Origin of the sequence: Amycolatopsis deserti (assembly GCF_014653945.1) — a bacterium.
Lineage (GTDB): Bacteria > Actinomycetota > Actinomycetes > Mycobacteriales > Pseudonocardiaceae > Amycolatopsis_E > Amycolatopsis_E deserti.
Window position 1 is genome coordinate 227,750 of the sequence record NZ_BNAU01000009.1, and the last position, 24,210, is coordinate 251,959.

Sequence of the window (24,210 nt, forward strand, 5' to 3'; positions counted from 1 at the left end):
TCCATTCACTCGATCACATCGGTGTGATGGGTGCCACCGTGCCGAACCCGGGTTGGCGAAACGTTGGCGCTCAGTCGCGCAGGGCCTCGTGCAGCCGGGCCGCCGCGATGCCGCGCCGCCCGTCGCCGGGCGCGAGCAGGCGGTGCGCGTGCTCGTGAACCTGCAGGTCGAACGGGTGCCGCTCGCCGTAGGTCAACGCCAGGTCCGGCTCACGCGAGGCCAGCACCGCCTCCCGCACGGCGACCTCCAGGTGGTCGCGCCACCGGGTGATGCCGGGCGCCTCGGACGCGGGCAGCAGCGGCCCGCTGTAGCGGCGCACCGCCGTCGCGGTGTCCCCGGCCTTGAGCGCGTTCAGCACGTCGAGGGCATCGCAGTCGATCGGTGTGGTGAGGGCGTAGCGGCGGTTGGCGAGCGCGCCGCCCAGCATCCGCCGCAGGTGGGAGGCCTCGGCGCGCAGGGTCGTGCTGGTGACCGGCAGGTCCCCGTACAGCGCTTCGCGCAGCCCGTCCGGCGAGAACCCGCCGGGTTCGAGCGCGAGCAGCGTGAGCACCTCCAGCTGCCGCGGCGACAACCTCAGCGGGGTGCCGTCGAACGTGGCGCTCCCGGAGCCGAGGCAGGACAGCCGGATGCCCGGCGCCGCGGGCGGGGTGGCCTGCAGGCGCGACTCGATGGCGGTGACCAGCGTGCGGACCGTCGACATCGCCAGCGGGTGCGACCGGTCCCAGGTGGTCGACAGGTCGAGAACGCCCAGGTGACGGCCGCGCGGATCGCGGATCGGGGCGCAGTAGCAGACCCAGCCGTGCAGGGCCGCGACCAGGTGCTCGGCGGAGAAGACGCTGCTCGGACGGCCGGTGCGCAGCGCCAGCGACAAGGCGTTGGTGCCCATGTCCGGTTCGTCCCAGCGGCCGCCGGGCGCGAAATTCACCCGCTCCGCCCGCCGCCGCATGACGCGCCCGCCACACGTCCATAGGATCGTGCCGGACTCGTCGGTGACGGCGCCGACGAACCCGGCGTCGTCGGCGATGCTGCGCAGCTCGTCGGCCAGTTCGGTGACCGGGGCGCGCAGCGGCGATTCGCGCCAGCGGGAGCGCACCTCGTCCCCGGCGGCGGGGGCGCTGTCCCGCGCGGGATCCACGATGGACAGCGAGCGCGCCCAGGACTCGGCGACCTCGCTGCGCAGTTCCAGGGTTTCCGGACGCGCCTGTGCCGGCACCCAGCGGGCCCATTCCCGTTCCAGGGCCGCCCGGCGCTGGTGGAGCGCACTACGCTCTGCCATTTCCGCGACCTCATCGTCCTCATGCCCGGCGCAATGGTGCTCCATGATGCCTGACGAACCGCGCGGGCGCACCTACCCGCCCGGAGGGTTCCAACCTCCCGCCAACGTTCGCCGGTCAGGCTCTGCGGCATGGACTTCTGGGCTGAGCAGGCGGAACGGTTGCACTGGGACGTGCGGTGGTCGGAGGTTCTGGACTGGTCCGGCGCCCCGTACGCGAAGTGGTTCACCGGCGGCCGGCTGAACGCCGCCCACAACTGCGTGGACCGGCACGTCGAGGCCGGTTTCGGGGACCAGGTGGCGATCCACTGGGTGGGCGAGCCGGGTGACTCGCGGGACATCACGTACGCCCAGCTGCGGGACGAGGTGTGCCGGGCCGCCAACGCGCTGGCCTCGCTCGGGGTGCGGGCCGGGGACCGGGTAGCGATCCAGCTGCCGATGATCCCCGAGGCGATCGTGGCGATGCTCGCGTGCGCGCGGCTGGGTGCTCCCCACTCGGTGGTGTTCGGCGGGTTCTCGCCGTCGGCATTGCGGTCGCGTGTCGAAGACGCCGAGGCCAAGGTCGTGATCACCGCGGACGGGCAGTTCCGGCGGGGCCAGGCCGTGCCGATGAAGGCGAACGTCGACGAGGCCCTGGCCGGATCGGCGGTGGAGAAGGTCGTCGTCGTGCGCCGCACCGGCGAGGACGTTCCGATGGGCGAACGCGATGTGTGGTGGCACGAGCTGGTGGACGGCCAGTCCACCGAGCACTTCGCGGAGGCGTTCGATTCCGAGCACCCGCTGTTCATCCTCTACACCAGCGGCACGACCGGGAAGCCGAAGGGGATCCTGCACACCACGGGCGGCTACCTGACGCAGGTGGCGTACACGCACCAGGTGGTGTTCGACCACCGGCCGGGCGAGGACGTCTACTGGTGCACCGCGGACATCGGCTGGATCACCGGGCACTCCTACATCGTGTACGGGCCGCTGGCGAACCGCGCCACCCAGGTGGTCTACGAGGGCACACCGAACACGCCGCACGAAGGCAGGCACTGGGAAATCGTGCAGAAGTACGGGGTGTCCATCTACTACACCGCGCCCACGTTGATCCGGACGTTCATGAAGTGGGGCGAGGACATCCCGGCGCGCTACGACCTGTCTTCGTTGCGGGTGCTGGGATCGGTGGGCGAGCCGATCAACCCCGAGGCGTGGCGGTGGTACCGCGAGCACATCGGGGCGGGCACGGCGCCGATCGTGGACACCTGGTGGCAGACCGAAACCGGGGCCATCATGATCGCCCCGCCGCCCGGATCGCCGGAGTTCAAGCCGGGCTCCGCGCAGACGCCGGTGCCCGGGATCTCCGCGATGGTGGTGGACGACGCGGGCAAGGAGGTGGCGCCGGGCGAGAGCGGATACCTGGTGCTGGACCAGCCGTGGCCGTCGATGCTGCGCGGCGTGTGGGGCGACGACGCGCGGTTCCGGGAAACGTACTGGTCCCGTTTCACCGGCGCGTACTTCGCGGGTGACGGCGCGCGGTACGACGCCGACGGGGACATCTGGCTGCTGGGCCGGGTGGACGACGTCATGAACGTCTCCGGGCACCGCATCTCCACGGCCGAGGTCGAGTCGGCGCTGGTGTCCCACCCGGCGGTCGCCGAGGCCGCGGTGGTGGGCGCGGCCGACCCGACGACCGGCCAGGGCATCGTGGCGTTCGTGATCCCGCGCGACGCCGCCGAGGTGTCCGTCCAGGAGCTGCGGGACCACGTGGCGCGGGAGATCGGGCCGATCGCCAAGCCCCGGCAGATCATGGTGGTGCCCGAGCTGCCGAAGACCCGCTCCGGCAAGATCATGCGCCGCCTGCTGCGGGACGTGGCGGAGAACCGGGAGATCGGCGACGTCACCACGCTGGCGGATTCCGGTGTGATGGCGCAGATCGCGGGTCAGAAGTCGGCCACGTGATCGGCCGCCAACCACGACTTGTACAGTGAACAACGGCCAAATACCGGCGTAATCGGGAAAACAATTTCCGGAATTGCGCCGGTAACGTTCGTGCATTCCGGAACGACAAAGCGGCTGAATCTCCCCTAGATCGTTTTCCCGGAAAAGGACGTCCCCAATGCGCATGATCAGTCGCGTCCTCGGCACGGCCGCCGTGGCGGGTATCGCACTGCTGGGCCCAGCGCCCGCGGTTTTCGCGGTCGAGCAACAGGACTACAACTGCTCCGACTTCGAATACCAGGAGGACGCGCAGGCCATTCTCGACCAGGACCGCTCGGATCCCCACGATCTGGACCGGGACAACGACGGGATCGCCTGCGAAGACCTGCCGCACAAGCCGGCCGGGCAGCCGTCCACGCCCGCGAGCACCGCCACCCAGGCGCCGCCGGTCGCCACCAGCACCAAGACCACCCCGGCTGACCTGGACTGCGCCGACTTCGCCACCCAGGCGCAGGCCCAGGCCGTCCTCGACGCGGACCGCAGCGACCCGCACCGCCTGGACGCCGACCACGACGGCATCGCGTGCGAGACCAAGTTCGGTGAGAAGAACACCACCGGCGGCGGCTCGCAGGTGAAGGTCAAGCCGGTCGGTGGCGTGGACACCGGTGGCGGTGACGAGGGCACCGACGCGGGCCCGGCCGTCGCGGTGGGTGCGCTCGTGCTCGTCGGCGGTGGCGCCGGCACCATGCTGCTCCTCCGGCGGCGCGCCGGACGATGAGCACCGTGCGATGGCGTCGATGGCTCGCGTTCGCGGCCATCGGCGCCACCCTCACCGCCTGCGGCTCCCCGGCCGAGCCGCAGCCCGCGCCGGCAGCGCCCCCGGCGTCGTCGGTGCCGGCGCAGACCTCCAGCGCCGCCCCGGTGACCACCCCGGTCGACGGGCCCCTGCCGCGGTCCCGGCCGGTCCGGCTCGATGTGCCGTCGATCGGGGTCAGCACCGGCCCGATCATCGACCTCGGCCTGACCGACGACGGTGAACTCGAGGTCCCCGGCGACGCGGTCACCACCGGCTGGTTCACCGGAAGCCCGTCCCCGGGCGAGACCGGGCCCGCGGTGCTCGCCGCGCACGTCGACTACAACCACGTGCCCGGCGCGTTCCACCGGCTCAAGGACACCAAGCCGGGCGACCAGGCGATCGTGCGCCGGGCGGATGGCACCACCGCCGTGTTCACGGTCTACCGCGTCGAGCGGTACCCGAAGTCGCGTTTCCCGACCGACGAGGTCTACGGCGACACCGCGGGCCCGGAGCTGCGGATGATCACCTGCGGCGGCGACTTCGACCGGTCGACCCGCAACTACGCCGACAACGTGGTCGCCTACGCGCGCTTGTCGCAGTCCTACCGAGGCTGATCACGCCAACGCCTCCGTCGGCGTGAGCCGGGCGGCGCGCATCGCCGGGTACGCGCCGGCGATCGCTCCGACGAGGGCCGCCACCCCGGCGCCGCCGAACAGCGCGAGCGGCGGCAGCACCGCGGGCCAGTCCTGGGTGAGCGCGTACCCGGCGGTCACCGCGACCCCGGCCAGCACCCCCACCACCCCGCCGAGCAGGGACAACAGGACCGATTCGGCGAGGAACTGGCCCCGCACCTGCCGACGCGTCGCGCCCAGCGCCCGCCGCAGCCCGATCTCGCGTCGCCGTTCCAGCACCGAGATCACCATCGTGTTCGCCACGCCGACCCCGCCGACCAGCAGCGCGACCCCGCCCAGCGCCAGGAACAACGCGCTGAACGACGACTCGGACAGCCGCTTCGCCGCCAGCGCCTCCGACGGCCGGGTCACCTGCACCTCGCCGGGCCGCTGCGGGCTCAGCGTGGCGCCGAGAACCGACCGGACGTTCTCCACTTCGGACTCTTCCGCCCGCACGTGCACCGTCGTCGGATGACCGGTGAACCCGAGGCGCGCCTGCGCCACGTCCCAGCCGACGAGCACCGCGCGTTCGATCTCCGGTGCGAGCGGCATCGCGTCGAGGATTCCGGCGACGGTGAACCACTGGCCGTCGATCCACACCTGGCGACCGGGTTCCAGCACGCCGAGCCGGGTCGCGGCGACCGACCCGAGCACGACGGCGGGGAACCGCGAGTTCGCCGCGTCCAGGAAAGACCCGGCGTGCAGGTGCCCACCGAGGACCGGCAGGAGGTCCGGGGTGGCGGCGAGCACGCTCAACCCCGAGGTCTCCTCGGCGTCGATCCAGCCGGTCCGGCGGACGGTCGCGGACGTGCGCCCGGTCGCGGCCGCCGCGGTGACCGGGCCGATGCGGCGCACGAGGGCGACCGAGGCGGCGGGCAGTTCGGCGACGCCGTCGCCGAGCATCCGCTGGCCGGGCTCGGCGTGCAGGAGGTTGGTGCCGAGCGCGGCGAGCTGGTCCTGCAGCGCGCGGGAACCGGATGCCGGGATGCTGACCACGGCCACGATCGCGGCGATCCCGATCGCGATGCCGAGCGCCGACAGCGCGGCCCGCAACGGCCTGGTGCGCATGCCGTGCATGCCGTGGCCGAGCACGTCCCGCGGCCCGAGCCGCGTCGGCCTGGGCAACGGCTCCGGCGTCGGCGCCGGGACGAGGGTGCGCGCAGTCATGCCGCCACCCCGCTGTCCGATCGCAACTCGCCATCACGAACCTCCACGCGCCGGGGCATTCCCGCGGCGATCTCGGCCGAGTGCGTGATGACCACGATGGTCGTGCCGGCGGCGTTCAGATCGCCCAGCAGCGCGAGGATCCCGTCGCCCGTGGTGGTGTCGAGGTTCCCGGTCGGCTCGTCGGCGAGGAGGATCGGCGGCCGGGTCACCACGGCGCGGGCGATCGCGACCCGCTGCTGCTCGCCGCCGGACAGCTCGCCCGGCAGGTGCGCCGCCCGGTGCGCCAGCCCGACCCGCTCCAGCGCGTCCCTCGCCAGTCCGGCCCGCCGGCGCCGCGGCACGCCCGCGTAGGCGAGCCCGCTCGCCACGTTGTCCAGCGCGGTCAGCCCCTCGGTGAGGAAGAACCGCTGGAACACGAACCCGATCCACGCCGCCCGCAGGGCCGACAGCTGCCGGTCCGGCAGGGCCGCCACGTCGTGGCCGCGCACCGAGACCGTGCCGGAGCTCGGCCGGTCGAGCGTGCCCATCAGCTGCAGCAACGTGGACTTCCCGGAACCGGACGGCCCGACGATCGCGAGCATCTCGCCGTCGCGCACCCGCAGCGACACGCCCCGCAGAGCCCGCACCCCGCCGGGGTAGGTCTTGCCGACATCGGCCAGTTCGAGCACCGTCACGACGTCGTCACCACCCGCTGACCCTCGCGCAGATCCCCGCGCACCTCGACCAGCCCGCGCGCGAACAGTCCGGTTTGGACGCCGACCAGGCGCGTGCCGTCGCCTTCCACGACCTCCACCGCCAGCCCGCCCTCGGCGAGCGCGAGCAGCGCGCCCACCGGCACCGCCAGCACCGACGGGCGGCTGCCGGTGGTGAACGTGACGTCCACCGGCGCGGAGTCGAGTTGCCCGGCCGCGGCGGGGTCGTCGAGCGTCACGACGACGTCGACGGTCGCCTCCTCGCCCTCCTCGCCGGGCGTCGCGGTGCTGCCCACCGAGCTGACGGTGCCCCGCGTCGCGCCACCTCCGGTGATGTTCAGTTCCACCTTGTCGCCCTGCTTGGCGATGCCGCGCCTGCTGATCACGAGCTGCACGGTCACCACCCGCTGGGTCCCGGTCAGCTTCGCGATCTCGCCGCCGGCCGGGTCGCCGATCTGCGCGGTCACCGACGCGACGCGCACCGCGCCGGGCCGCACCACGACCGCGTCCGGCGACAGCCGTCCGGTCTGCTCCAGCCCCAGCGCCTTCTGCCACCGCTTCAGCGCCGTCGCGGTCGCGTCGGTGAAGCTCGTGTCCGGCGTGCCGAACCCGGTGTAGCCGAGCGCGCGCAGGTTCTCCTCCAGCACCTGCACGTCCGGGCCCTTCGTCATACCCGCCGCCAGTTCCCGGTAGAACGGGATGCTCCCGTACAACAGGGGAACCGGCTTCGCGTCCACTGCGTACACGCTCTCCCCACGTTCGATGACGTCGTTCGCCGCGGGCAGACCGGTGATCGTGCCCGGCAGCTTGCCGGTCAGTGACCGCTCGACGCCGTAGCCGAGCGTGCCGTCCTCGGTGTCCTGTTCGGCCAGGTCGGTGCGCACGACCTCGGCGGTCGCCGGTGCGGCGGGCCCCTCCGGCATCGCCGTGGCCGGGCTCGCCCCCACCCGGGCGACGATCACCGCGGTGCCGGCCCCGAGCAACGCCACGGCCACCGCGCCCGCGCCGATCCAGCGCAGGCGGCGTCGGCGGCGCACCTGCTGCGGCCCGGTGCTCACCGCCCGCCCTCCTCGTTGTTCTGCGTCTCCCCGCCCTTCCCCGCGTACTGCTGGCACGCCTCCATCGCCGCGACATACCTGGGGTCGTCCGGCCCACTGCCCTGGATCTTGATGCCGGGGTCGTCGGCCGTCGGGTCCGGCACGTTCACGCCGTGTTCCCGCAGGCACTTGGCCAGCTGGCGCTGCCTGTCCAGGTCCTCGGGACTGATCGCCTTCGGCGCGCCCGCGTTGGGCAGCAGGCCCTTGCACGCCTCGGTGGCCTCCTCGGCCTTCTGCCGGTCGACGCCCTCCGGGACGGTGACGTTGATGCCGCCGCCGTCGGTCTTCGGGTCCGGCATGTCGACGCCGTGTTCCCGCATGCACTTGGCGAAGGCCCGGGCCTGGTCCTCTTCGGTTCCCGCGGCCGGGGCGGACTTCGTCGTCGAAGCCGGCGACGACAGGGACGCCACCCCGCTGCCGCCTCCGTCCGAACCGCACGCGGTCAGCACCGCCAGCAGGCCGGCGGCCGCCAGCACCAGTCGAACTCGCATCGTTTTCCTCCTTCGTCGGAGCCACAGGTCTAGCGAACGGGCGCGCTGGCGGCGTTAAGCGAATTCGCTTATCCCCCGCTTACCCCGACGCGGGCAGACTGGCCGTGGGAAGGGGACGGGATGCGAGTACTCGTCGTGGAGGACGAGCGGCTGCTGGCGGACACGATCGCCGACGGGCTGCGGCGGTTGTCGATGGCCGTCGACGTCTGTTACGACGGCGACGCGGCGATGGAACGCGTGGGCGTGCACGGCTACGACGTGGTGGTGCTGGACCGCGACCTGCCGGGCACGCCGGGCGACGCGGTGTGCCGGGCGCTGCTGGACGGCGGTGGCGAGGCGCGGGTGCTGATGCTCACAGCGGCCGCCGGGATCGACGACCGGATCAGCGGGCTGGACACCGGCGCCGACGACTACCTGACCAAGCCGTTCGCGTTCGGCGAGCTCGTCGCGCGGCTGCGGGCGCTCGCCCGGCGGGCGCGGCCCGCGTTGCCGCCGGTCCTGTCGCGGGCGGGTGTGGTGCTGGACCTGCCCCGGCACCAGGCGTCGCGGGACGGGCGGCACCTGTCGTTGTCCCGCAAGGAGTTCGCGGTACTGGAAGTGCTGATGCGGGCGGAGGGCGCCGTGGTCAGCGTCGAGGACCTGCTGGAGAAGGCATGGGACGAACACGCAGACCCGTTCACCAACGCCGTCCGCGTCGCGATCGGCACGCTGCGGCGCAAGCTCGGCGACCCGCCGGTGATCGAGACGGTGCCCGGCGCCGGTTACCGGATCGGCTGATGCGGAACCTGTCGCTGCGCACCCGCTTCTCGCTCATGTTCGGCGCGCTGTTCCTGCTCGCCGGGGCGATCCTGCTGCTGGTCAACTACGTGCTGGTGGCGCGGTACCTGCCGGAGGCGTCCGCGTTCGCCAGCAGTGAGAACACCCCGCCTGCGGGGTCGGCGCCGCTGCACGTGAAGGGCCCGGACCTGACCCAGTCCATTTCGGACTACCGGGATTCCGCGGTGCGCACGTTGATCGTGGTGTCCGGTTTCGCGTTGCTGCTGACCGGGGCGCTGGCCGTGCTGCTCGGGTGGCTGATGGCCGGCCGGGTGTTGCAGCCGGTGCACGCGATCACGGCGACCGCGCGGCGGCTCGAGGCGGGCAACCTGGACCGGCGGATCAACCTGGACGGCCCGCCCGGCGAGCTGAAGGAACTGGCCGACACCTTCGACAGCATGCTCGACCGGCTCGCCGCGTCGTTCGACAGCCAGCGCCGGTTCGTCGCGAACGCCTCGCACGAGCTTCGCACGCCGCTGGCGGTGCAGCGCACGCTGGTGGACGTCGCGATGGCCGAAGAGGATGCGAGCCCGGATCTGCGACGGCTGGGCAGGCACCTGCTGGTGACCAACGAGCGCAGTGAGCGGATCATCGAGGGCCTGCTGGTGCTCGCGCGCAGTGATCAGGGGCTGGCCGGCAGCGCGCCGGTGCGGCTGGACGAGGTCGCCGAGCACGTGCTGGACTCGATGAGCGGCCTGGCCGACTCGCGCGGGGTGACGCTGCACCGGTCACTGCGGCCGAAAACCGTGCTGGGCGAACAGGTTCTGCTGGAGCGGTTGGTCACGAACCTGGTGCACAACGCCATCCTCTACAACGAGCCGGGTGGTTCGGTACGCACGGAGGTGGACGGCGCGCTCGTCGTGGAGAACACGGGTCCGCCGGTGCCCGCCGAGGCGCTGCCCGGGCTGTTCGAGCCGTTCCGCCGCCTGACCGGGGACCGCACGTCCCACGCGAACGGCGCCGGCCTGGGGCTGTCGATAGTCCGCTCGATAGCCACCGCGCACGACGGCTCGGTACGAGCGGAGCCGGGACCGGCGGGCGGGCTGCGGGTCACGGTGGATCTGCCGGAGGCGTGACCAGCGGAACCGTTGCCCCTCTCCTGGCCGGAAGTGCAGCCGCCACCGAGCGCCGTCCGGTGCGCCGCCCGGGCTCGGCGGCGCGGCCGCGGGCCTGCCGGAGACGCGTCCGCCGCGGCTTCCGTGGCGGGCCACCCCCGCCGCGGGGCCGATCCCGAACCGCCGGGCAAGCTGCCGAGTTACCCGGCCACGGCGGTACCCCCGCGGCTCGCGGGCTCGCCCCGTCGCTGAGCGGCCCCGCCCCCGCCCCAGGGCTGGTTTCGAACCGCCGGCCGTGCTGCCCGGCAGCGGTGGCACCCCAGCGGCTCCCGGCCTCGCCCTCTGGCTGAGCAGCCCCGCCCCCGCCCCGGGGGGCGATTCCGAACCGCCGGGCCGCCCTGCCCGGCCACCGCGGCACCCCCACGACTCCCGGCCTCGCCCCGTCGCTGAGCAGCCCCGTCCCCTCCCGCTGGCCGCGCGGGCCCGGCCCACGGGCCGATTACGAACCGCCGGCCGTCCTGCCCGGCCGCGGCGGCACCCCCGCGACTCCCGGCCTCGCCCCTGGCTGAGCAGCCCTGGCCCTCCCGCTGGCCGCGCGACCCCGGCCCGGGGGCCGATCACGAACCGCCGGGCCGTCCTGCCCGGCCGCGGGGGTACCCCCGCGAGGGGGATGGACCAAGCGGGCAACCAACCGGTCCCGATGAACCCGCCGGGCCCCCTGCCCCGCACGAACCCCAGCCCCGAAAACCCCCGGGCAAGTTGCCCGGCCACGGCGGCACCACCGCGACCCCCAGCCCCTCCCCTGGCCGCGCGGCCCCGGCCCCGCGAGCCCTACCGCCGCGCCCGCACCACCGCGTCGTGGATCGTCACCGCGTTGCCGTCCGGGTCGGTGGCCTCCCGGGGCCGCGCCTCGGCGACCTCCACCGTCCACCCGGCGGGCAGCCAGCTCGCCACCTCCTCCGCGCTGCTGAACCGCTCGGGCAGGTTCGGCCGCCCCATCGTGGTCTCCAGGTCGCGCGCGTCGTGGTGCACCAGCAGCAGCGTGCCGCCCGGGGTGACCCACCCGGTGAGCCGCCCGACCAGCTCACGCAGCTCCGTGTTCCGCAGGTGCAGGAACTGCGCCGAGATCAGGTCGAAGCGCCGGTCACCCGGGTCCCAGGTCCGCACGTCGGCCCGCACCCACTCGATCCGCTCCCCGACCCCGGCCCGCTCGGCGTGCTCCGCCCCGCGGCGCAGCGCGGTCTCGGACAGGTCCAGCGCCGTCACCCGCCAGCCGCGCCCGGCGAGCCAGCAGCTGTCGGCTCCCTCGCCGGCCCCGATGTCCAGCGCCGCGCCCGGCGGGAGCTCCCCGGCCTCGGCGACCAGCTGCGGGTTCGGCCGTCCACTCCAGACGGTCGTGCGCGAGCGGTACCGCTCCTCCCAGAACTCCTCGCCGTACTCCTCAGATCCCATGGCGCCGCGCACCTCCCACGAGTTCGCCGACCTCGCCCTCGCGCGCGAACACCCCGGCCCGGTGCGCGGCGACCGCCTGGCGGGTGTCCTCCGCGACGAGGTCGGCGTTGATCGCCGCGCCCGCCGTCATCCCGCCGGACGCCGACACGATCACCTGCGCGGTCACGTTCGCGACGTTCCCGGCGACCCACACGCCGGGCACCGCGGTGGCCCCGGTCGGGTCCGCGGCCACGTACGTGCCGATGACGTGGCCCTGCACGACCTGTTCGGTCACTTCGAGCCCGAGCGCGGTGAGCAGCCCGGCGCGGGCGGTGAACCGGGGCGCGACCACGACCACCTCCCGCGGCACCACCTCCCCGGAGGCCATCCGGACACCGGTCAGCCGGTCGTCGGTCACCTCGACGGCCGCGACCTCGCCCTCGACCACGCGGATCCCGCGGGCGGCCAGCTCTTCGCGCTGCTCGTCGGTCAGCTCGGGCGCCTGGTGCCGGAACAACGTCACGTCCGCGCTGAGCTGCCGCCACAACAGCACCGCGTGCACCGCGAGCGGGTTGCTGCCGATCACGCCGATCGCCTGGTCGCGCGCCTCCCAGCCGTGGCAGTACGGGCAGTGCAGCACGTCGCGCCCGAACCGCTCGGCGACCCCGTCGATGTCCGGCAGCTCGTCGACCAGTCCGGTCGTCACGAGCAGGCGGCGCGCGCGGACCGACCGGCCGTCGTCCAGGGTCACCTCGAACCCGTCCTCGGTGCGGGCGGCCGCGGTCACCGTTCCCGCCACGACCTCGCCCCCGTAGCCGGTCACCTCGTCGCGACCGATGGCGACCAGTTCGGCCGGCGGGGTGCTCTCCCGGCCCAGGTAGTTGTGCACGTGCCCGGCCGGGGCGTTGCGCGGGTGGCCCGCGTCGACCACCAGCACCGACCGGCGCGCCCGAGCCAGCGCGAGCGCCCCGGCCAGACCTGCCGCGCCGCCACCCACCACCACAACGTCGTACTTCTCGTTCATGTCCGCGACTATCCGCGCGGCCGGGACGAGGTGACAAGAAATTTTGCCGGGATGGCAAACCGGGCTTGAAGAGCCGGGGAGCGGGTAAACAGCGGCCACCGAGTGGAGAGGGCGAGGCTTGGACCAGATACCGACGTTCGGCGTCGAAGAAGAGTTCCTGCTCGTCGACGAGCGGGGGCACCTGTCGGACCGCGGCCCGGAGATCGTCGAGGCTTTCGAGCGGCCCGACGGCGACGTGCAGCGCGAACTCGCGCGCTGCCAGGTCGAGCTCGCGACGGAAGTGTGCCACGGCGCGGAGGAGCTGCTCGACCAGCTCACGCACTTCCGCTCGCGGCTGGCGGGCGAGGCCGCGAAACGGCAGCTGCGCCTGATCGCCACCGGGACGCCGCTGCTGGCCGAGGAGCACCCGCCGAGCCTCACCCCGACCCCGCGCTACCGGCGGATGGGCGAGCACTTCGGCCTGATCGCGCGCACCGGCACCACCTGCGGGTGCCACGTGCACGTGAAGATCCCGGACCGGGGCACCGGGGTGCGGATCAGCAACCACGTCCGGCCGTGGCTGCCGGTGTTGCTCGCGCTCACCGCGAATTCCCCGTTCGACAGCGGCCACGACACCCGGTACAGCAGCTGGCGGCACGTGTTGTGGTCACGCTGGCCGTCCGCGGGACCGCCGCCCCTGTTCGGCTCGCTCGGCGAGTACGAGTCCCGCGTCGCCGCGATGCTCGAATCCGGCGCGATGATGGACCGGGGCATGATCTACTGGGACATCCGGCTGTCGGAGAAGCGTCCCACGCTGGAATTCCGCATCAGCGACGTGGCGGCGACCGCGCGCGAGGCGACCACGCTGGCCGTGCTGGTGCGCGGTCTCGTCCTCACCGCACTGTCCGAACTGGACTACGCACCGCCCCCGGTGCCCGTCGAGGTGCTGCGGGCCAATCTGTGGCGCGCGGCCCGGGACGGCCTGGACGGCTCCGCGCTGCACCCCGAGACCGGTCGCCTCACGCCGACGCCCGCGCTGGTCGGCCAGCTCGTCGAACGGGTTCGCGGCGCCCTCACCGAAACCGGCGACATCGGCTTCGTGGTGGAGTCGCTGGCCTGGGTGCGCGAGCACGGCAACGGCGCCCAGCGCCAGCGGCGCGCCTACGCCGCCAACGAGTCGCTCACCGACGTGGTGGACCTGCTCAGCCTGCGATAGCTCGCTTCAGCGCGGCCAAGGCTTCCGGATCCGCCAGGGCCGAGCCGACCGCGACGGCCCGGCACCCGGCGGCGAGGAAGTCCGCGGCGTTGCCGGCGTCGATGCCGCCGGTGGCCACGAACCGCACCGAGGGGAACGGCGCGAGCTGGGCGGTGATCCAGTCCGCGCCCAGCTGGCGGGCGGGAAACGCTTTCAGCCAGGTGTTCCCCAGGGCCAGAGCGTTCGCGATCTCGGTCGCCGTCGCCACGCCGGGCAGGTGCGGCAGGCCGAGCCGCTGCGACTCGGCGACCACGTCCGGGTGCAGTCCGGGCGCCACGGTGAACTCGGCGCCGGCCTCCCGCACCGCGGCCAGCTGGTCCACTGTGGTCACCGTGCCCGCGCCGACGCTCTTGCCCCGCTCGGCCGCCGCCTCGACGGCCGCCTGCAGCGAGGGCATCGCGTCCGGCGTCTGCACCGGGATCTCCACCAGTTCGACCCCGAACTCCCAAGCACGCGTGCACATGTCCACAGTCGTTTGTGGATCGAGGCCGCGGAAGATGCCCAGCACGGGGTTGCGGTCGAGGTGCGCGGCGAAGAAGTCAGCGGCGTCCATGGTCGTCTCCTCCCCAGCCCAGTGCCCGGGAGATCCGGTGGGCGGCGGTCCGGTATTCGTCGAGGTGGGCACGCAGCTCGGCCAGCGGGGCGACGACCTTGAGCGCGGTGACGGACAGGCTGTGCGTCACCTGGCCGCGCGCGTCGTACACCGGCAGTGCCACGCAGTTCAGGAAGTCCTCGTGTTCGCCGTCGTCCTCGGCCCAGCCGCGTTCGCGGACGCGGTCCAGCTCGGCGGACAGTTCCTCGGGGCCGGTGAGCGTGGTCGGCGTGAAGCGTTCGTAGTCGCAAATGGACAGCCAGCGCGCGCGATCCGGCTGGTGGGCGAGGATCGCCTTGGCGACGCCGGCGGTGTGCAGGATGGCCGGCAACCCGATGCGCGAGCCCATCGCGACGCTGCCGCGGCCGTCGATCTTGTCCACGTACACCACGCGGTCGCCAGCGAGTTCCGCGAAGTGGACGGTGTGGCCGGATCGGTCGCTCAGCTCCTGCAGGATCGGCCGGGCCAGCGCGCGGGCCTCGACCTGGTCCAGGGCGAGCTGGCCGTAGGCGATGAGCTGGAAGCCCATGGCGTAGCGGTGGTCCGGGACGCGCCGGACGAACCCGCCGTCCTCGAGGGTCTGCAGGATCCGCAACGCGGTCGACTTGTGGACGCCGAGGTGGTCGGCGATCTCGCCGAGCGTACGGTGGCGGCGGGAGACGAACGCGACGATGTCGATCGCGCGGGCGACGGTCTGGGACATCAGGCCGGCTCCGAGATGATTTCGGACGTGGGCGGCAACTCGGCGAAGTCCGAGGGTCCTGCGAGCACCCGTGCGGCGATCTGGGACATCAGGCCAGCCCCGGGATGATCTGGGCGGCGGGCGGCAACTCGGCGCAGTCCGACGGTTCCTCGAGTACCCGAGCGATCTGGGACATCAGGCCAACTCCGCGATGATCTCGGCAGCCGACGGCAACTCGGCGAAATCCGACGGCTCCTCGAGCACCCGAGCGGCGGCGTAGTGCCCCAGCTTCAGTCGGGTGATTTCGTCGCGGTCGTCGAGGAAACCGCTGAGCCACCCCGCGGCGAACGCGTCCCCGGCGCCGACGGCGTCCACCACATCGACCTTTGTGGACGGTGCACGGTGGACTCCGCTCGGCGTGAAGCTGACCGCCTCGACCGCCGCGTCCTTGACCACCAGGTAGCGGGGCCGGTCGAGGAGGGCGCGCACGCTCTCCGCGTCGGTCGTACCCCACAGGGCCTCGGCCTCATCCCGGCCGACGAAGACGATGTCGCTGTCCTGGGCCAGATCGCGCAGGACCTCGGGCGCGTCCCCGTGCCAGAGCTGGGGGCGGTGGTTGACGTCGAAGCTGACGAGGCCGGGACCGCGGACGAGGGCGCGGGTGGCTTCGCGGGCCTGGCCGGAGAGGGCGGCGGTGATGCCGGAGACGTGCACGAGCCGCGCCGGGTGGGCGGTCCAGCGGGCGATGTCGGCGGTCGTGATGGCGGAGGCGGCCGAGCCGGCGCGGTAGTAGTAGACGCGGGTGCCGGCCGGGGTGGGGTCCTTGAAGTAGACCGCGGTGGGGCGGTGCTCGTCGCGGCGGACCAGGGAGGTGTCGACGCCGTGGCGCTGGAGGTCGTCGAGGACGAGGTCACCGAGCGGGTCGGCACCGAGCGCACTCGCCCAAGCCGCCTTGTGCCCGAGGCGAGCCAACAACGCCGCGACGTTCGACTCCGCCCCGCCCGGCCGCAGCAGGAAGCGGCTTCCGGAGACCAGACGACCGCCCGCCTCGGGCGTGACCATGACCATGGTCTCGCCGACCGTCAGCACATCCATTCGGCCTCCGTTGCAGATGTTGCAATGCAGTTGTTCTTATTGCAATATATCAGCGGTAGTGAGGTGCTTCTGACGAGGGCTCGCTGCGCCGAGTTCCGGACCCAGGGATCAGCGGATCAGCGGCCACCGGCACCCCGCGGCTGTGACCAGCAGGTCTCAGATCAGAACTCGGTCGGCTAAGTGGCTGAGCCACTTAGCCAGGAGGCCAGCCGACCACAGCTAGCCCGCTAGCCAGTGGCCGAGCCACTCCGCCACGCGGCCAAGTGGCTGAGCCACTGAGCCACTCACCGCCTCCAGGCTGAGCCACCCGTTCGGTGCAGTGGCTGAGCCACTGCACCACTTGCTATCTAGGCGGCCAGCCCGCCGCCCAGCTACCCCGCGGCCAGCTACCCCCGCCAGGCAGTGGTCAAGCCACTCCCGCCACTCGGCCAAATCCCGACCTCCACCTGCCTGCCCAGCCGCCCGCGCGGCCCAGTGGGCGAGCCACTCCACCGGCCCAGTGGTCGAGCCACTCCACCCACTCACCTTTCGCAGCCGCCCTCCCGGCCAGTTGCCGAGCCACTCCGCCACTCGGCCGAAACGTGGCCGAACCACCCGACTTGCACCCACTTGCCCAGCGGCCCGCGCGGGGCCAAGTGGTCGAGCCACTCTGCCACTTGGCCATCCATGCGGCCGTCCGGCCGCCCACCCGCTCGGCCGCGTAAAGCGCCGCGCCCCCGGCAATCCCGCACGAGCCACCCTCCCGGGGCCGCCGTAGCCTGCCGGTCGCGCCGAGCGCCGTCAGGAGTGGCGCGCGTACCGGCCCGGCGGCTCCCCCACCACGGCGGTGAACTCGCGCGTCAGGTGGGCCTGGTCGGCGTACCCGAGGTCCGCCGCGAGCGCCGCCCAGTCCACTGACTCCGCCCGCGCCGCGCGCTCGGCCGCGTCGTAGATCCGGTAGCGGCGCAGCACCCACTTCGGGCTCACGCCGACGTGGTCGGCGAACGCCCGCTGCAACTGCCGCACGCTCAACCCGCCCCGGGCGGCCAGGTCCTCGACGCGCCGCAGATTCCGGTCGCGCGCCGCGAGTTCGGCGAGGGCTGTCGTGTCCTCCGACGGCTGACGCTCGTCCGGCACCAGCGGGGCGAGGGCCGCGTCGACCAGCTTCGCGATCTCGGCGCCGTCGGTGTCGTCCTTCAGCGCCGCGATCACCGCGGGCTCGGCCGGGTGCAGCGCCGGGAACTCCTCGGCGACCGGGCGCACCGTGTCGGTGATCGTGGACAGCGGCCGGCCCAGGAACGGCCGGAACCCGCCGGGCCGGAACATCACGCCCAGCGCCCGCCCGCGCCCGGACAGCCGCCGGGTGAAGCGCTCGGTCCGCACACCGGTGACCGTGCCCACGTCGTCGAACACGACGTTGACCACCGGGTGCACGAGGACGTGCTGCTCGTAGACGTCGGGCAAGTCCCACGAAACGAGCCAGTAGCGGTCGACGAACCGATCCACCCCTGGCGAGGGCGGGAACCGGGTCAGCTCGAACCGCCGCAGCCCCGCCTTCGGGTGCAGGATGCCGCGGCTGTCCCGCTCGACCGGCTCGACCACGCCTGCGAGGGTAGTCGCGTTTCTTCAAGACCGGCCGCCGGAGGGCGCCTAGCGTGCGGTGATGACGACACGCGCGGAATGCACCTTCACCAGCCGAAGCAGCGAAACCACCCCGCGCGAGTGGGCCGGCGGATCGATGGCTCGGACGCGGTGGCTCAAGGAATTCACCGGCGATCTCGAGGGCACGAGCGTCGTCGAAGCCATCATGCTTCAGGTGGAGCCCCCACCGGGCGGCGAGGCGAGCGCGATCTACGTCGGCATCGAGCGGTTCGAGTGCAGCGTCCACGGGCGCAAGGGCAGCTTCCTGCTGACCCACAACGCCACCGCGCATGGCGACGACTCCGGCGGCGAGTGGACCATCGTGCCCGGCTCCGGCGGCGATGAGCTGACGGGAATCACCGGTCGCGGCGAAATCCTTCCGGACCACCACTTCGTGCTGGACTACAGGCTGCCCTGATTCGGCGGGGTGCCGCGGCTGCCAACGCAAGCCGGACGACCACGCCCCACCCTTCCGGCAGCCGGCAACGTCAGTGGGGTCCGCGGGTCGGCCCGCCGCGCGGCAGCCCTGCGATCCGGCGACCGGCAACGGAAGTGGGCCGACTACGCCCCAGACCTCCCCGCCCCCGATCCACAGCCGATCTTTGGTCGCCGACCAGGGTTGTCAAGGTACTCTTTCCCGCCTTGACACGCCTGCTCGGCGACCGAAACACAATCAGGAATCGGGGGCGGGGGAGGTCGCCCAAGGTGACCGTTCGGCGCCGTAAGGCGCCCTCCGCCCGCAGGGCGGACTCCCCGCCAACAGAAGGCGCGGGTTTAAAGATCAAGAGATGTCCTCGCCGGACGGGCAGGCTCCGGGATGACGGGGACCGTTGTCGTCTCACCTCGGGTGGGTGGGCAGCTGGGTGGTCATCCCGTCGCCTTCCGGTTTGTGCATATCACCTTGAGCCAGCGCCGCAAGGTTGCGTAGCTCGGCCGCCGGTGAGCATGCAGGTTGCGGCCCTGGCTCAAGGTGATCGTTCCGGTGTCAGGCGACGGGATGACCACCCAGCTCCGCCTCGGTCGGCAGACCGGCGTCAGTTCTTCCAGTTGCGCCGCATGCGGACTTCGCTGCCCTGCTCGCCGGGGGTGATGTCCACCTCCGTCATCAGCGCGCGCATCAAGCCGACCCCGCGGCCGCGGATTCCCGGGTCCGCGGGCGGCGGCCGCCAGGTGCCGTCGTCCGTGATCACTACCTCCACGGTCCCCTCGGCGGCCGTGGCGGTCAGCGTCAGGGTGCCCTCGCCGCTTCCGGAGTACCCGTGTTCGATCGAGTTGGTGCACGCCTCGTCCACGGCGAGGATCACGTCCTGCGCCGGCTCGTCCGGAACGTCGGACTCGGCCAGCCACTGCCGCAGCTCCCACCGCATGTCGACCAGGCTCCGCGGCACCGCGGGCAGGTTCAGGCGCAACGGCCCGGGCGGGTGCACGTACACCAGCACCGCCACGTCGTCGTTGTGCCCCGACGGCGGCAGCAGCCGGTCCAGCAGGTGCTCGGTGATCTCGGCCGACTGCCGCCGCGGCACCTCCCGCAGCGCCACCCGCGCGCCCTCGATCGCCTCGTCGATCGGCTGCCCGTGCCGCTCCACCAGGCCATCCGTGTACAGCAACAACACCGAACCCGGCCGCAGCGGCACTGTCGCGCGCGGGCGGTCCTTCGACCGGCGCACCGCCAGCGGCACCGACAACGCCTGGTCCAGCAGCTGATCGCTGCCGTCCGCGTGGCTCAGCACCGCCGACGGGTGCCCGGCACTGGAATACGTCACGATCCCGGCCACCGGATCCACCACCGCGCAGAACACCGTCGTGCACAACGCGCCCGGGATCTGCCGCGCGAACCCGTCCAGCTGGTCCAGCGCACGCGCCGGATCGCCGTAGCTGAGCAACAACGCACTGCACGCACTGCGCAACTGCCCCATCACCGACGCCGCCGCCAGCCCACGCCCCACGCAATCCCCGACGACCACCGCGATCCGGCCGTCCGGCAACCGCGCCACGTCGTACCAGTCGCCGCCGACCTCCAGCGGCCGCACCGCCGGCTCGTACCGCACCGCGAACCCGCCCGGCAGATCCGTCGGGCCCAGGATGGCGTGCTGCAACGTCAGGGCGACCGCGCGCGCCTCGTCGTAGCTGCGGGCCCGGCCGAGCGCCTGCGCGAGCTGCGCCACCAGCATCCCGAACAGCGCCCGGTCCTCGGCGCCCAGCACCTGGTCCACCCGCTCGGCCCACACCACCGAATCACCACTACCGAGCGCGGCGCCGAGTTCGCGCCCCGCGGCGCCCGGCCAGATCTGCCCGGGCGGCTGACGGCGCGCCCGGTCCAGCCGCTCGTACAGCTCCGGGTCCAGCTCGTCGAACGAGCCGGCCTCCGGATCTCCGGCGAGCAGCCCGCCGCTTTCCACCGTCGGCCACACCGCCGCCACCACGCGCGTCGCACCGAGGATCGCCCGCAACGCGGACACCCCGGCGTGCAGCACCTCCGACACGTCGGTCGCGGCCGCCAGGTCCGCGGCGAACGCGGCCAGCACCGCCTCCCGGTCCGCCGCCTTCTTCTCGACCGTGACGTCCCGCAACGTCCCCAGCAGCCAAGCGCGCCCGTCGCCCTCGGCGACGCGCGTGAGGGTCAGCGCCGCCCACGCCTCACCGCCGTCGGGACGCCGGACCACGACTGACACCTCGTGACCGTCGCCGAGGTAGCCCACCAGATCGTCAGCAGGCACGCGGGCCGCGTCCTCGCCCAGCCACGGGTACGGCCACGCCATCGGCAGGCTTTCCGCGCCGTGGCCGGTGATCGCGGTGAACGCGGCGTTGACCTCGACCACCTCGCCACCGCTCTCGGCGACGAACACGCCTTCCCGCAACGACTCGAACAACGCGCGCCGGAACTCCGACTCGCGCCGCCGCAGACCGGACAGCGCCAGGTTCGCCCGCACCCGCGCGAGCAGTTCCGCACCGGAAAACGGTTTCGGCAGGTAGTCGTCGGCGCCGGCCTCCAGTCCCGACACCGCCGCCTCGACCCCGGCGCGCGCGGACAGGAACAGCACCGGCACCGACTTGGTGGCCGGTTCCGCGCGCAGCGCCCGGATCAGCCCGAACCCGTCCAGCCGCGGCATCATCACGTCGGACAGCACCAGGTCCGGCCGGTGCCGTCGCGCCAGCTCCAGCCCCTCGACTCCGTCGCGCGCCAGCAGGACCCGGCCCAACGGGCGCAGCAACCGCGCGATGAACCGGCTCAGATCCGTGTTGTCCTCGACCACCAGCAGCGTCGGGCCGGACCCGTCGCCGGCCACCGGCTCCGGTGCGTCTTCGCCGCCGGCACGCCACTGCAGCGCTTCGTCGCGGTAGGCGGGCGCCGCCATCAGCGCGCGGTCGGTGGGCGGTGGCGCGACCGCCGCGAGGGGCAACCGGACCGTGAACGTGCTGCCGGCCCCCTCGACCGAATCGGCCGACACCGTGCCGTCGTGCAACCGCACCAGTTCCCACACCAGCGCCAGCCCGATCCCGGCGCCCTCGTGGGACCGGCCCTCGCGCCCGCGCGCCCGGTGGAACCGCTGGAACAGCCGGGGCAGCTCGTCGGCCGGGATGCCGACGCCGGTGTCGGCAACGGTCAGCTCGGCGTGCCCGTCCCGCTCCCGCAGCCGGACCGCGACCCCGCCCTCGCGGGTGTACTTGAGCCCGTTGGACAGCAGGTTGAGGACGACCTTCTCCCACATGTCCGGATCCACCGTCACCGCGCGCGGCAGCGGCGGGCAGTCGATCTCGAACCGCAGCCCAGCGCGCCGCACGGCCGGGGCGAAGCTCTCCGCGATCTCCGTGGTCAGCGCGGCCAAGTCGTGTGGCGCCGCCGCCGGCTGCAGGTGCCCGGCCTCGATCTTGGCGAAGTCGAGCAGGTCGTCGACCAGCCGCCGCAACCGCCCGGCGTTGCGGTGCACCAGCTCCAGCCGTTCGCGCTGCCCCGGCGGCAACGGCTCGCCGGTGTCGGCGAGCGCGTCCTCGGCCGGGCCGGCGATGAGGGTGAGCGGGGTGCGGAACTCGTGGCTGACGTTGGCGAAGAACTCGCTCTTCGCGCGGTCCAGTTCGGCCAGCGCCTCCGAGCGCCGCCGCTCGCTCTCGTAGGCGAGCGCGTCGGTGATCAGGCTCGACACCTGCCCGCCGAGCAGTTCGAGGAACGCGCGGTAGTCCGCGTCCAGCGCCTGGTAGGCCGACACGCCGAGCACCAGCGCGCCCACCGGCTCCGCGCGCCCGGCCGCGACCAGCGGCAGCACCACCGCCTGGTCCGGCGCCGCCGTGCCGACGACCACCGGCTGCACGAAGTCCGGCCCGAACCGGTCCCGCAACCCGCCGCACACGCGGGCTTCGCCGTCCCACAACGGCCACACCTCTGCCTCACCGCGGTCCAGCACCGCGGGCGCGGCACGTTCCCCCGGGCCGACCCCGTAGGCCGCGGCCAGCGACGCCTGCCCGTCGTCGAACAGGTAGGCCAGCGCGAACGGCAGATCGGCGCCGTGCCGGCTCAGCGCGGTGACCGCCGAGCGCGCGGTCTGCGTCACCGACCCGGCCGCGGACACCTCGCCGAGATCGTTGAGCACCGCCAGCCGTCGCTGCCGGACCACCTGCACCGTGGTGTCCTGCACCGCGACCAGGATGCCCAGCACCTCGCCCCGGTCGTCGGAGATCGGGCTGTAGGAGAACGTCCAGTACGTCTCTTCCAGGTAGTTGTGCCGGTCGATGAACAGCAGCTGGTTCTCCGAATAGGTGGCGCCCTGGCCGGTCATCACGTGCCGGGTCAGCGGGCCCAGCTCGGTCCACGCTTCGGCCCAGCACTCCGACGCCGGGCGCCCGAGGTAGCGCGGGTGCTTCTCGCCCATGGCCGGGCGGTAGGCGTCGTTGTAGAAGATCGTCAGCTCCGGCCCCCACCACACCAGCATGGGGAACCGCGACGACAGCACCAGGCGCAGCGCGGAATGCAGTTCGGCGGGCCAGTCCGCGATCGGGCCGAGCGCGCTCGCCGACCAGTCACGGCCGGCGACCATCGCCCCCATCTCCCCCAGTGTGTCCAAATAAGACGTATCAGCGGGACGCGTCATGGACCGGGTCAGCCCTCACCCAAGGCGCACTCGACGGTCTCGGCAACCGTGAACACCTGCCGCAGATCGGCCGCCTCCAGCGCACGCAACACGACGCGGCTCGACGCGACCAGGCGCAGCGGCGTGCCCGCTTCGGCGCACCGTTGCTCGGCCTCGACCAGCAGGGACAACCCGGCGGAGCCGAGGAAGTCCACGCGGGACAGGTCGACGATCACCGGCTTCGGCGGCGTGGCCGCGCGGCGGGCCTGGTCCATCTCGCTGATCAGCGCGGGCGCCGAACACAGGTCCACGCCACCGGACACGGTCACCACGACGGCCTCCCCGGTCACCTGGTGACGCACCGAGAATGCTTCTTCGGGCACCGAAACCTCCCGGACACGCGTAGGGGCACCTGCGGTGCGTTCAGCCTAATGCGAGCCCGGGAAGTCGGCACGATCTGCGTGCGGCGTCAGCCGGCCAGCGCTGGTGCCGCGTAGGCGGCCAGCCGTTCCCCGACGTCCGCCGGATCCCAGGCCGGTGGCTCGAGGACACCGGTCGCGACGCCGTCGCACAGGTCCTCGGCGAACCGCGCCACCACGCGCGGCGCGGGCAGGACGTCGGTGCCGAGGTAGGCCAGGACGATCAGGTCCTCGCCGCAGTGCGATTCGACGACCAGCGACCAGCCGGTGTCCTCGCTCCAGATGAGGGCCGCGTCGCGGTCGGGGAACTCCGGTAGGCGCCGTTCCAGTGCCAGATAGGCGTTGGCCGGTGGTGGATCGATCTGCACGAAGTAGGCGTTGCCGCCCAATCCCAGAGCCTCGGTCACCAGTCGCACGTACCGTCGCAGTCCCCGCGCCTGCGCGTCCTCGTATTCCAGGTACATCTGCCCTCGCACTTCGCCCACCAGGTACCCGGACGGAAGCGCCGCTGCTTGACGCCGCGCCGGAAACCGGCCCCTTGACGGGTTTGAAACCGCTCTTGGCCCAGCCGGGCTACCCCGGGCTCGCGAGGCCCAAACCCGTGATTTCACGGTGGGTGTGCGTGAGGCGTTGGTCACGCACGCGGGCTGGGTGACTCCTCACCCTCGATGGTGAACGACCCCAGCAGCCCGGTGATGTCCAGGATTCGCCGTGCGTAGCGGTCCACGTTGGCCAGCTTCACGGTGCCGCCCCGCTCCTCCGCGCTGGTCTTCGCCCTGATCAGGGCGCTGATGCAGGCCGAATCGAAGAAGTTGAGGCCCGCGAAGTCGAGCACCAGGTGGATCGCGCCCGATTCGAGCAGCTTCTCCACGGCCTGGTCCAGCTGGTCCACCGCGCCGTGGTCGATCTCGCCGAGCAGCAGCACACGTCCGCTGTCCCCGCTGGCCTCCGTGCGCACCACGGAAGCCGTGGCGGAGCTGGTCGCGCCTTCGTCCGTCGTCATGGTTCGAACTCACTCCAAAATCGTGGCGTCGGCTTCGGCCCCGGTTGTCGCCCGGCGGCCGTGTGCAAT

At 72.8% G+C, this 24,210-nt stretch carries 22 protein-coding genes; 7 read left to right on the forward strand and 15 right to left on the reverse strand.

Annotation, left to right across the window (positions count from 1 at the left end):
• Positions 1–70: 70 nt before the first annotated feature.
• A complete protein-coding gene (locus IE290_RS32020; RefSeq protein WP_191248453.1) occupies positions 71–1,276 on the reverse strand; it encodes a helix-turn-helix domain-containing protein in 1,206 nt (401 codons plus the stop codon).
• Between the two features lie 129 nt (positions 1,277–1,405).
• On the opposite strand from IE290_RS32020, the gene acs reads away from it, so the two are divergent.
• From acs to IE290_RS32035, 3 genes are all read left to right on the forward strand, one after another.
• Positions 1,406–3,214, forward strand: coding sequence for an acetate--CoA ligase (gene acs / locus IE290_RS32025; RefSeq protein WP_191248454.1), 1,809 nt, complete (start codon positions 1,406–1,408; stop codon positions 3,212–3,214).
• A gap of 157 nt (positions 3,215–3,371) precedes the next feature.
• On the forward strand, positions 3,372–3,971 hold the full coding sequence (locus IE290_RS32030; RefSeq protein ID WP_191248455.1) for an excalibur calcium-binding domain-containing protein: 600 nt from the start codon (positions 3,372–3,374) through the stop codon (positions 3,969–3,971).
• Positions 3,968–4,603 (forward strand): class F sortase, encoded by a 636-nt coding sequence (locus IE290_RS32035; protein ID WP_191248456.1) that lies wholly within the window; start codon positions 3,968–3,970, stop codon positions 4,601–4,603. The genes IE290_RS32030 and IE290_RS32035 overlap by 4 nt, the downstream gene beginning before the upstream one ends.
• Here the strand turns inward: IE290_RS32035 and IE290_RS32040 are convergent, their stop codons facing one another.
• From IE290_RS32040 to IE290_RS32055, 4 genes are read right to left on the reverse strand one after another with little or no spacing between them, the layout of a single operon-like run.
• On the reverse strand, positions 4,604–5,827 hold the full coding sequence (locus tag IE290_RS32040) for an ABC transporter permease (protein WP_191248457.1): 1,224 nt from the start codon (positions 5,825–5,827) through the stop codon (positions 4,604–4,606).
• Positions 5,824–6,501, reverse strand: a complete 678-nt coding sequence (locus tag IE290_RS32045) for an ABC transporter ATP-binding protein (protein WP_191248458.1) — start codon at positions 6,499–6,501, stop codon at positions 5,824–5,826. Before IE290_RS32045 ends, IE290_RS32040 begins: the two co-directional genes overlap by 4 nt.
• Positions 6,498–7,577: a peptidoglycan-binding protein gene (locus IE290_RS32050; RefSeq protein ID WP_191248459.1), complete on the reverse strand. Its 1,080-nt coding sequence runs from the start codon at positions 7,575–7,577 to the stop codon at positions 6,498–6,500. Before IE290_RS32050 ends, IE290_RS32045 begins: the two co-directional genes overlap by 4 nt.
• Positions 7,574–8,107, reverse strand: coding sequence for a hypothetical protein (locus IE290_RS32055; RefSeq protein ID WP_191248460.1), 534 nt, complete (start codon positions 8,105–8,107; stop codon positions 7,574–7,576). The genes IE290_RS32050 and IE290_RS32055 overlap by 4 nt, the downstream gene beginning before the upstream one ends.
• Before the next feature lie 120 nt (positions 8,108–8,227).
• Here IE290_RS32055 and IE290_RS32060 point away from each other — a divergent pair, with 120 nt between their 5' ends.
• Together IE290_RS32060 and IE290_RS32065 are read left to right on the forward strand one after the other, a co-directional pair.
• Entirely contained in the window at positions 8,228–8,884 is a 657-nt protein-coding gene (locus IE290_RS32060) for a response regulator transcription factor (RefSeq protein WP_191248461.1), read from the forward strand.
• Positions 8,884–9,999 (forward strand): sensor histidine kinase, encoded by a 1,116-nt coding sequence (locus IE290_RS32065; RefSeq protein WP_191248462.1) that lies wholly within the window; start codon positions 8,884–8,886, stop codon positions 9,997–9,999. The genes IE290_RS32060 and IE290_RS32065 overlap by 1 nt, the downstream gene beginning before the upstream one ends.
• Before the next feature lie 810 nt (positions 10,000–10,809).
• Here the strand turns inward: IE290_RS32065 and IE290_RS32070 are convergent.
• Both IE290_RS32070 and IE290_RS32075 read right to left on the reverse strand, forming a co-directional pair.
• Complete coding sequence (locus IE290_RS32070) at positions 10,810–11,430, reverse strand: SAM-dependent methyltransferase (RefSeq protein WP_191248463.1); 621 nt, start codon at positions 11,428–11,430, stop codon at positions 10,810–10,812.
• Positions 11,420–12,433, reverse strand: a complete 1,014-nt coding sequence (locus tag IE290_RS32075; protein ID WP_191248464.1) for an NAD(P)/FAD-dependent oxidoreductase — start codon at positions 12,431–12,433, stop codon at positions 11,420–11,422. The genes IE290_RS32070 and IE290_RS32075 overlap by 11 nt, the downstream gene beginning before the upstream one ends.
• Before the next feature lie 118 nt (positions 12,434–12,551).
• Here IE290_RS32075 and IE290_RS32080 point away from each other — a divergent pair, with 118 nt between their 5' ends.
• On the forward strand, positions 12,552–13,628 hold the full coding sequence (locus IE290_RS32080) for a carboxylate-amine ligase (RefSeq protein WP_191248465.1): 1,077 nt from the start codon (positions 12,552–12,554) through the stop codon (positions 13,626–13,628).
• On the opposite strand, the gene IE290_RS32085 is transcribed toward IE290_RS32080, so the two are convergent.
• The 4 genes from IE290_RS32085 to IE290_RS32100 form a co-directional block, all read right to left on the reverse strand.
• Positions 13,615–14,220 carry a bifunctional 4-hydroxy-2-oxoglutarate aldolase/2-dehydro-3-deoxy-phosphogluconate aldolase gene (locus IE290_RS32085; protein WP_191248466.1) on the reverse strand — a complete coding sequence of 202 codons (606 nt, stop codon included), beginning with the start codon at positions 14,218–14,220 and terminating at the stop codon, positions 13,615–13,617. The genes IE290_RS32080 and IE290_RS32085 overlap by 14 nt on opposite strands.
• On the reverse strand, positions 14,207–14,962 hold the full coding sequence (locus IE290_RS32090; protein WP_191248467.1) for an IclR family transcriptional regulator: 756 nt from the start codon (positions 14,960–14,962) through the stop codon (positions 14,207–14,209). The genes IE290_RS32085 and IE290_RS32090 overlap by 14 nt, the downstream gene beginning before the upstream one ends.
• A 174-nt stretch (positions 14,963–15,136) precedes the next feature.
• The gene (locus IE290_RS32095) at positions 15,137–16,036 is read right to left on the reverse strand and encodes a sugar kinase (protein WP_191248468.1); all 900 of its coding nucleotides are present in this window, start codon (positions 16,034–16,036) and stop codon (positions 15,137–15,139) included.
• A gap of 780 nt (positions 16,037–16,816) precedes the next feature.
• Positions 16,817–17,617 carry a helix-turn-helix domain-containing protein gene (locus IE290_RS32100; protein ID WP_191248469.1) on the reverse strand — a complete coding sequence of 267 codons (801 nt, stop codon included), beginning with the start codon at positions 17,615–17,617 and terminating at the stop codon, positions 16,817–16,819.
• A gap of 61 nt (positions 17,618–17,678) precedes the next feature.
• Here IE290_RS32100 and IE290_RS32105 point away from each other — a divergent pair, with 61 nt between their 5' ends.
• Positions 17,679–18,074, forward strand: a complete 396-nt coding sequence (locus IE290_RS32105; RefSeq protein WP_191248470.1) for a DUF3224 domain-containing protein — start codon at positions 17,679–17,681, stop codon at positions 18,072–18,074.
• Between the two features lie 616 nt (positions 18,075–18,690).
• Here the strand turns inward: IE290_RS32105 and IE290_RS32110 are convergent.
• From IE290_RS32110 to IE290_RS32125, 4 genes are all read right to left on the reverse strand, one after another.
• Positions 18,691–22,695 (reverse strand): SpoIIE family protein phosphatase, encoded by a 4,005-nt coding sequence (locus IE290_RS32110; protein WP_191248471.1) that lies wholly within the window; start codon positions 22,693–22,695, stop codon positions 18,691–18,693.
• A gap of 53 nt (positions 22,696–22,748) precedes the next feature.
• Positions 22,749–23,102 (reverse strand): STAS domain-containing protein, encoded by a 354-nt coding sequence (locus tag IE290_RS32115; protein WP_191248472.1) that lies wholly within the window; start codon positions 23,100–23,102, stop codon positions 22,749–22,751.
• A gap of 86 nt (positions 23,103–23,188) precedes the next feature.
• Complete coding sequence (locus IE290_RS32120; RefSeq protein WP_229874839.1) at positions 23,189–23,614, reverse strand: DUF6292 family protein; 426 nt, start codon at positions 23,612–23,614, stop codon at positions 23,189–23,191.
• 158 nt (positions 23,615–23,772) lie between these two features.
• Positions 23,773–24,141, reverse strand: a complete 369-nt coding sequence (locus tag IE290_RS32125; protein ID WP_191248473.1) for an STAS domain-containing protein — start codon at positions 24,139–24,141, stop codon at positions 23,773–23,775.
• Between the last annotated feature and the right edge of the window lie 69 nt (positions 24,142–24,210).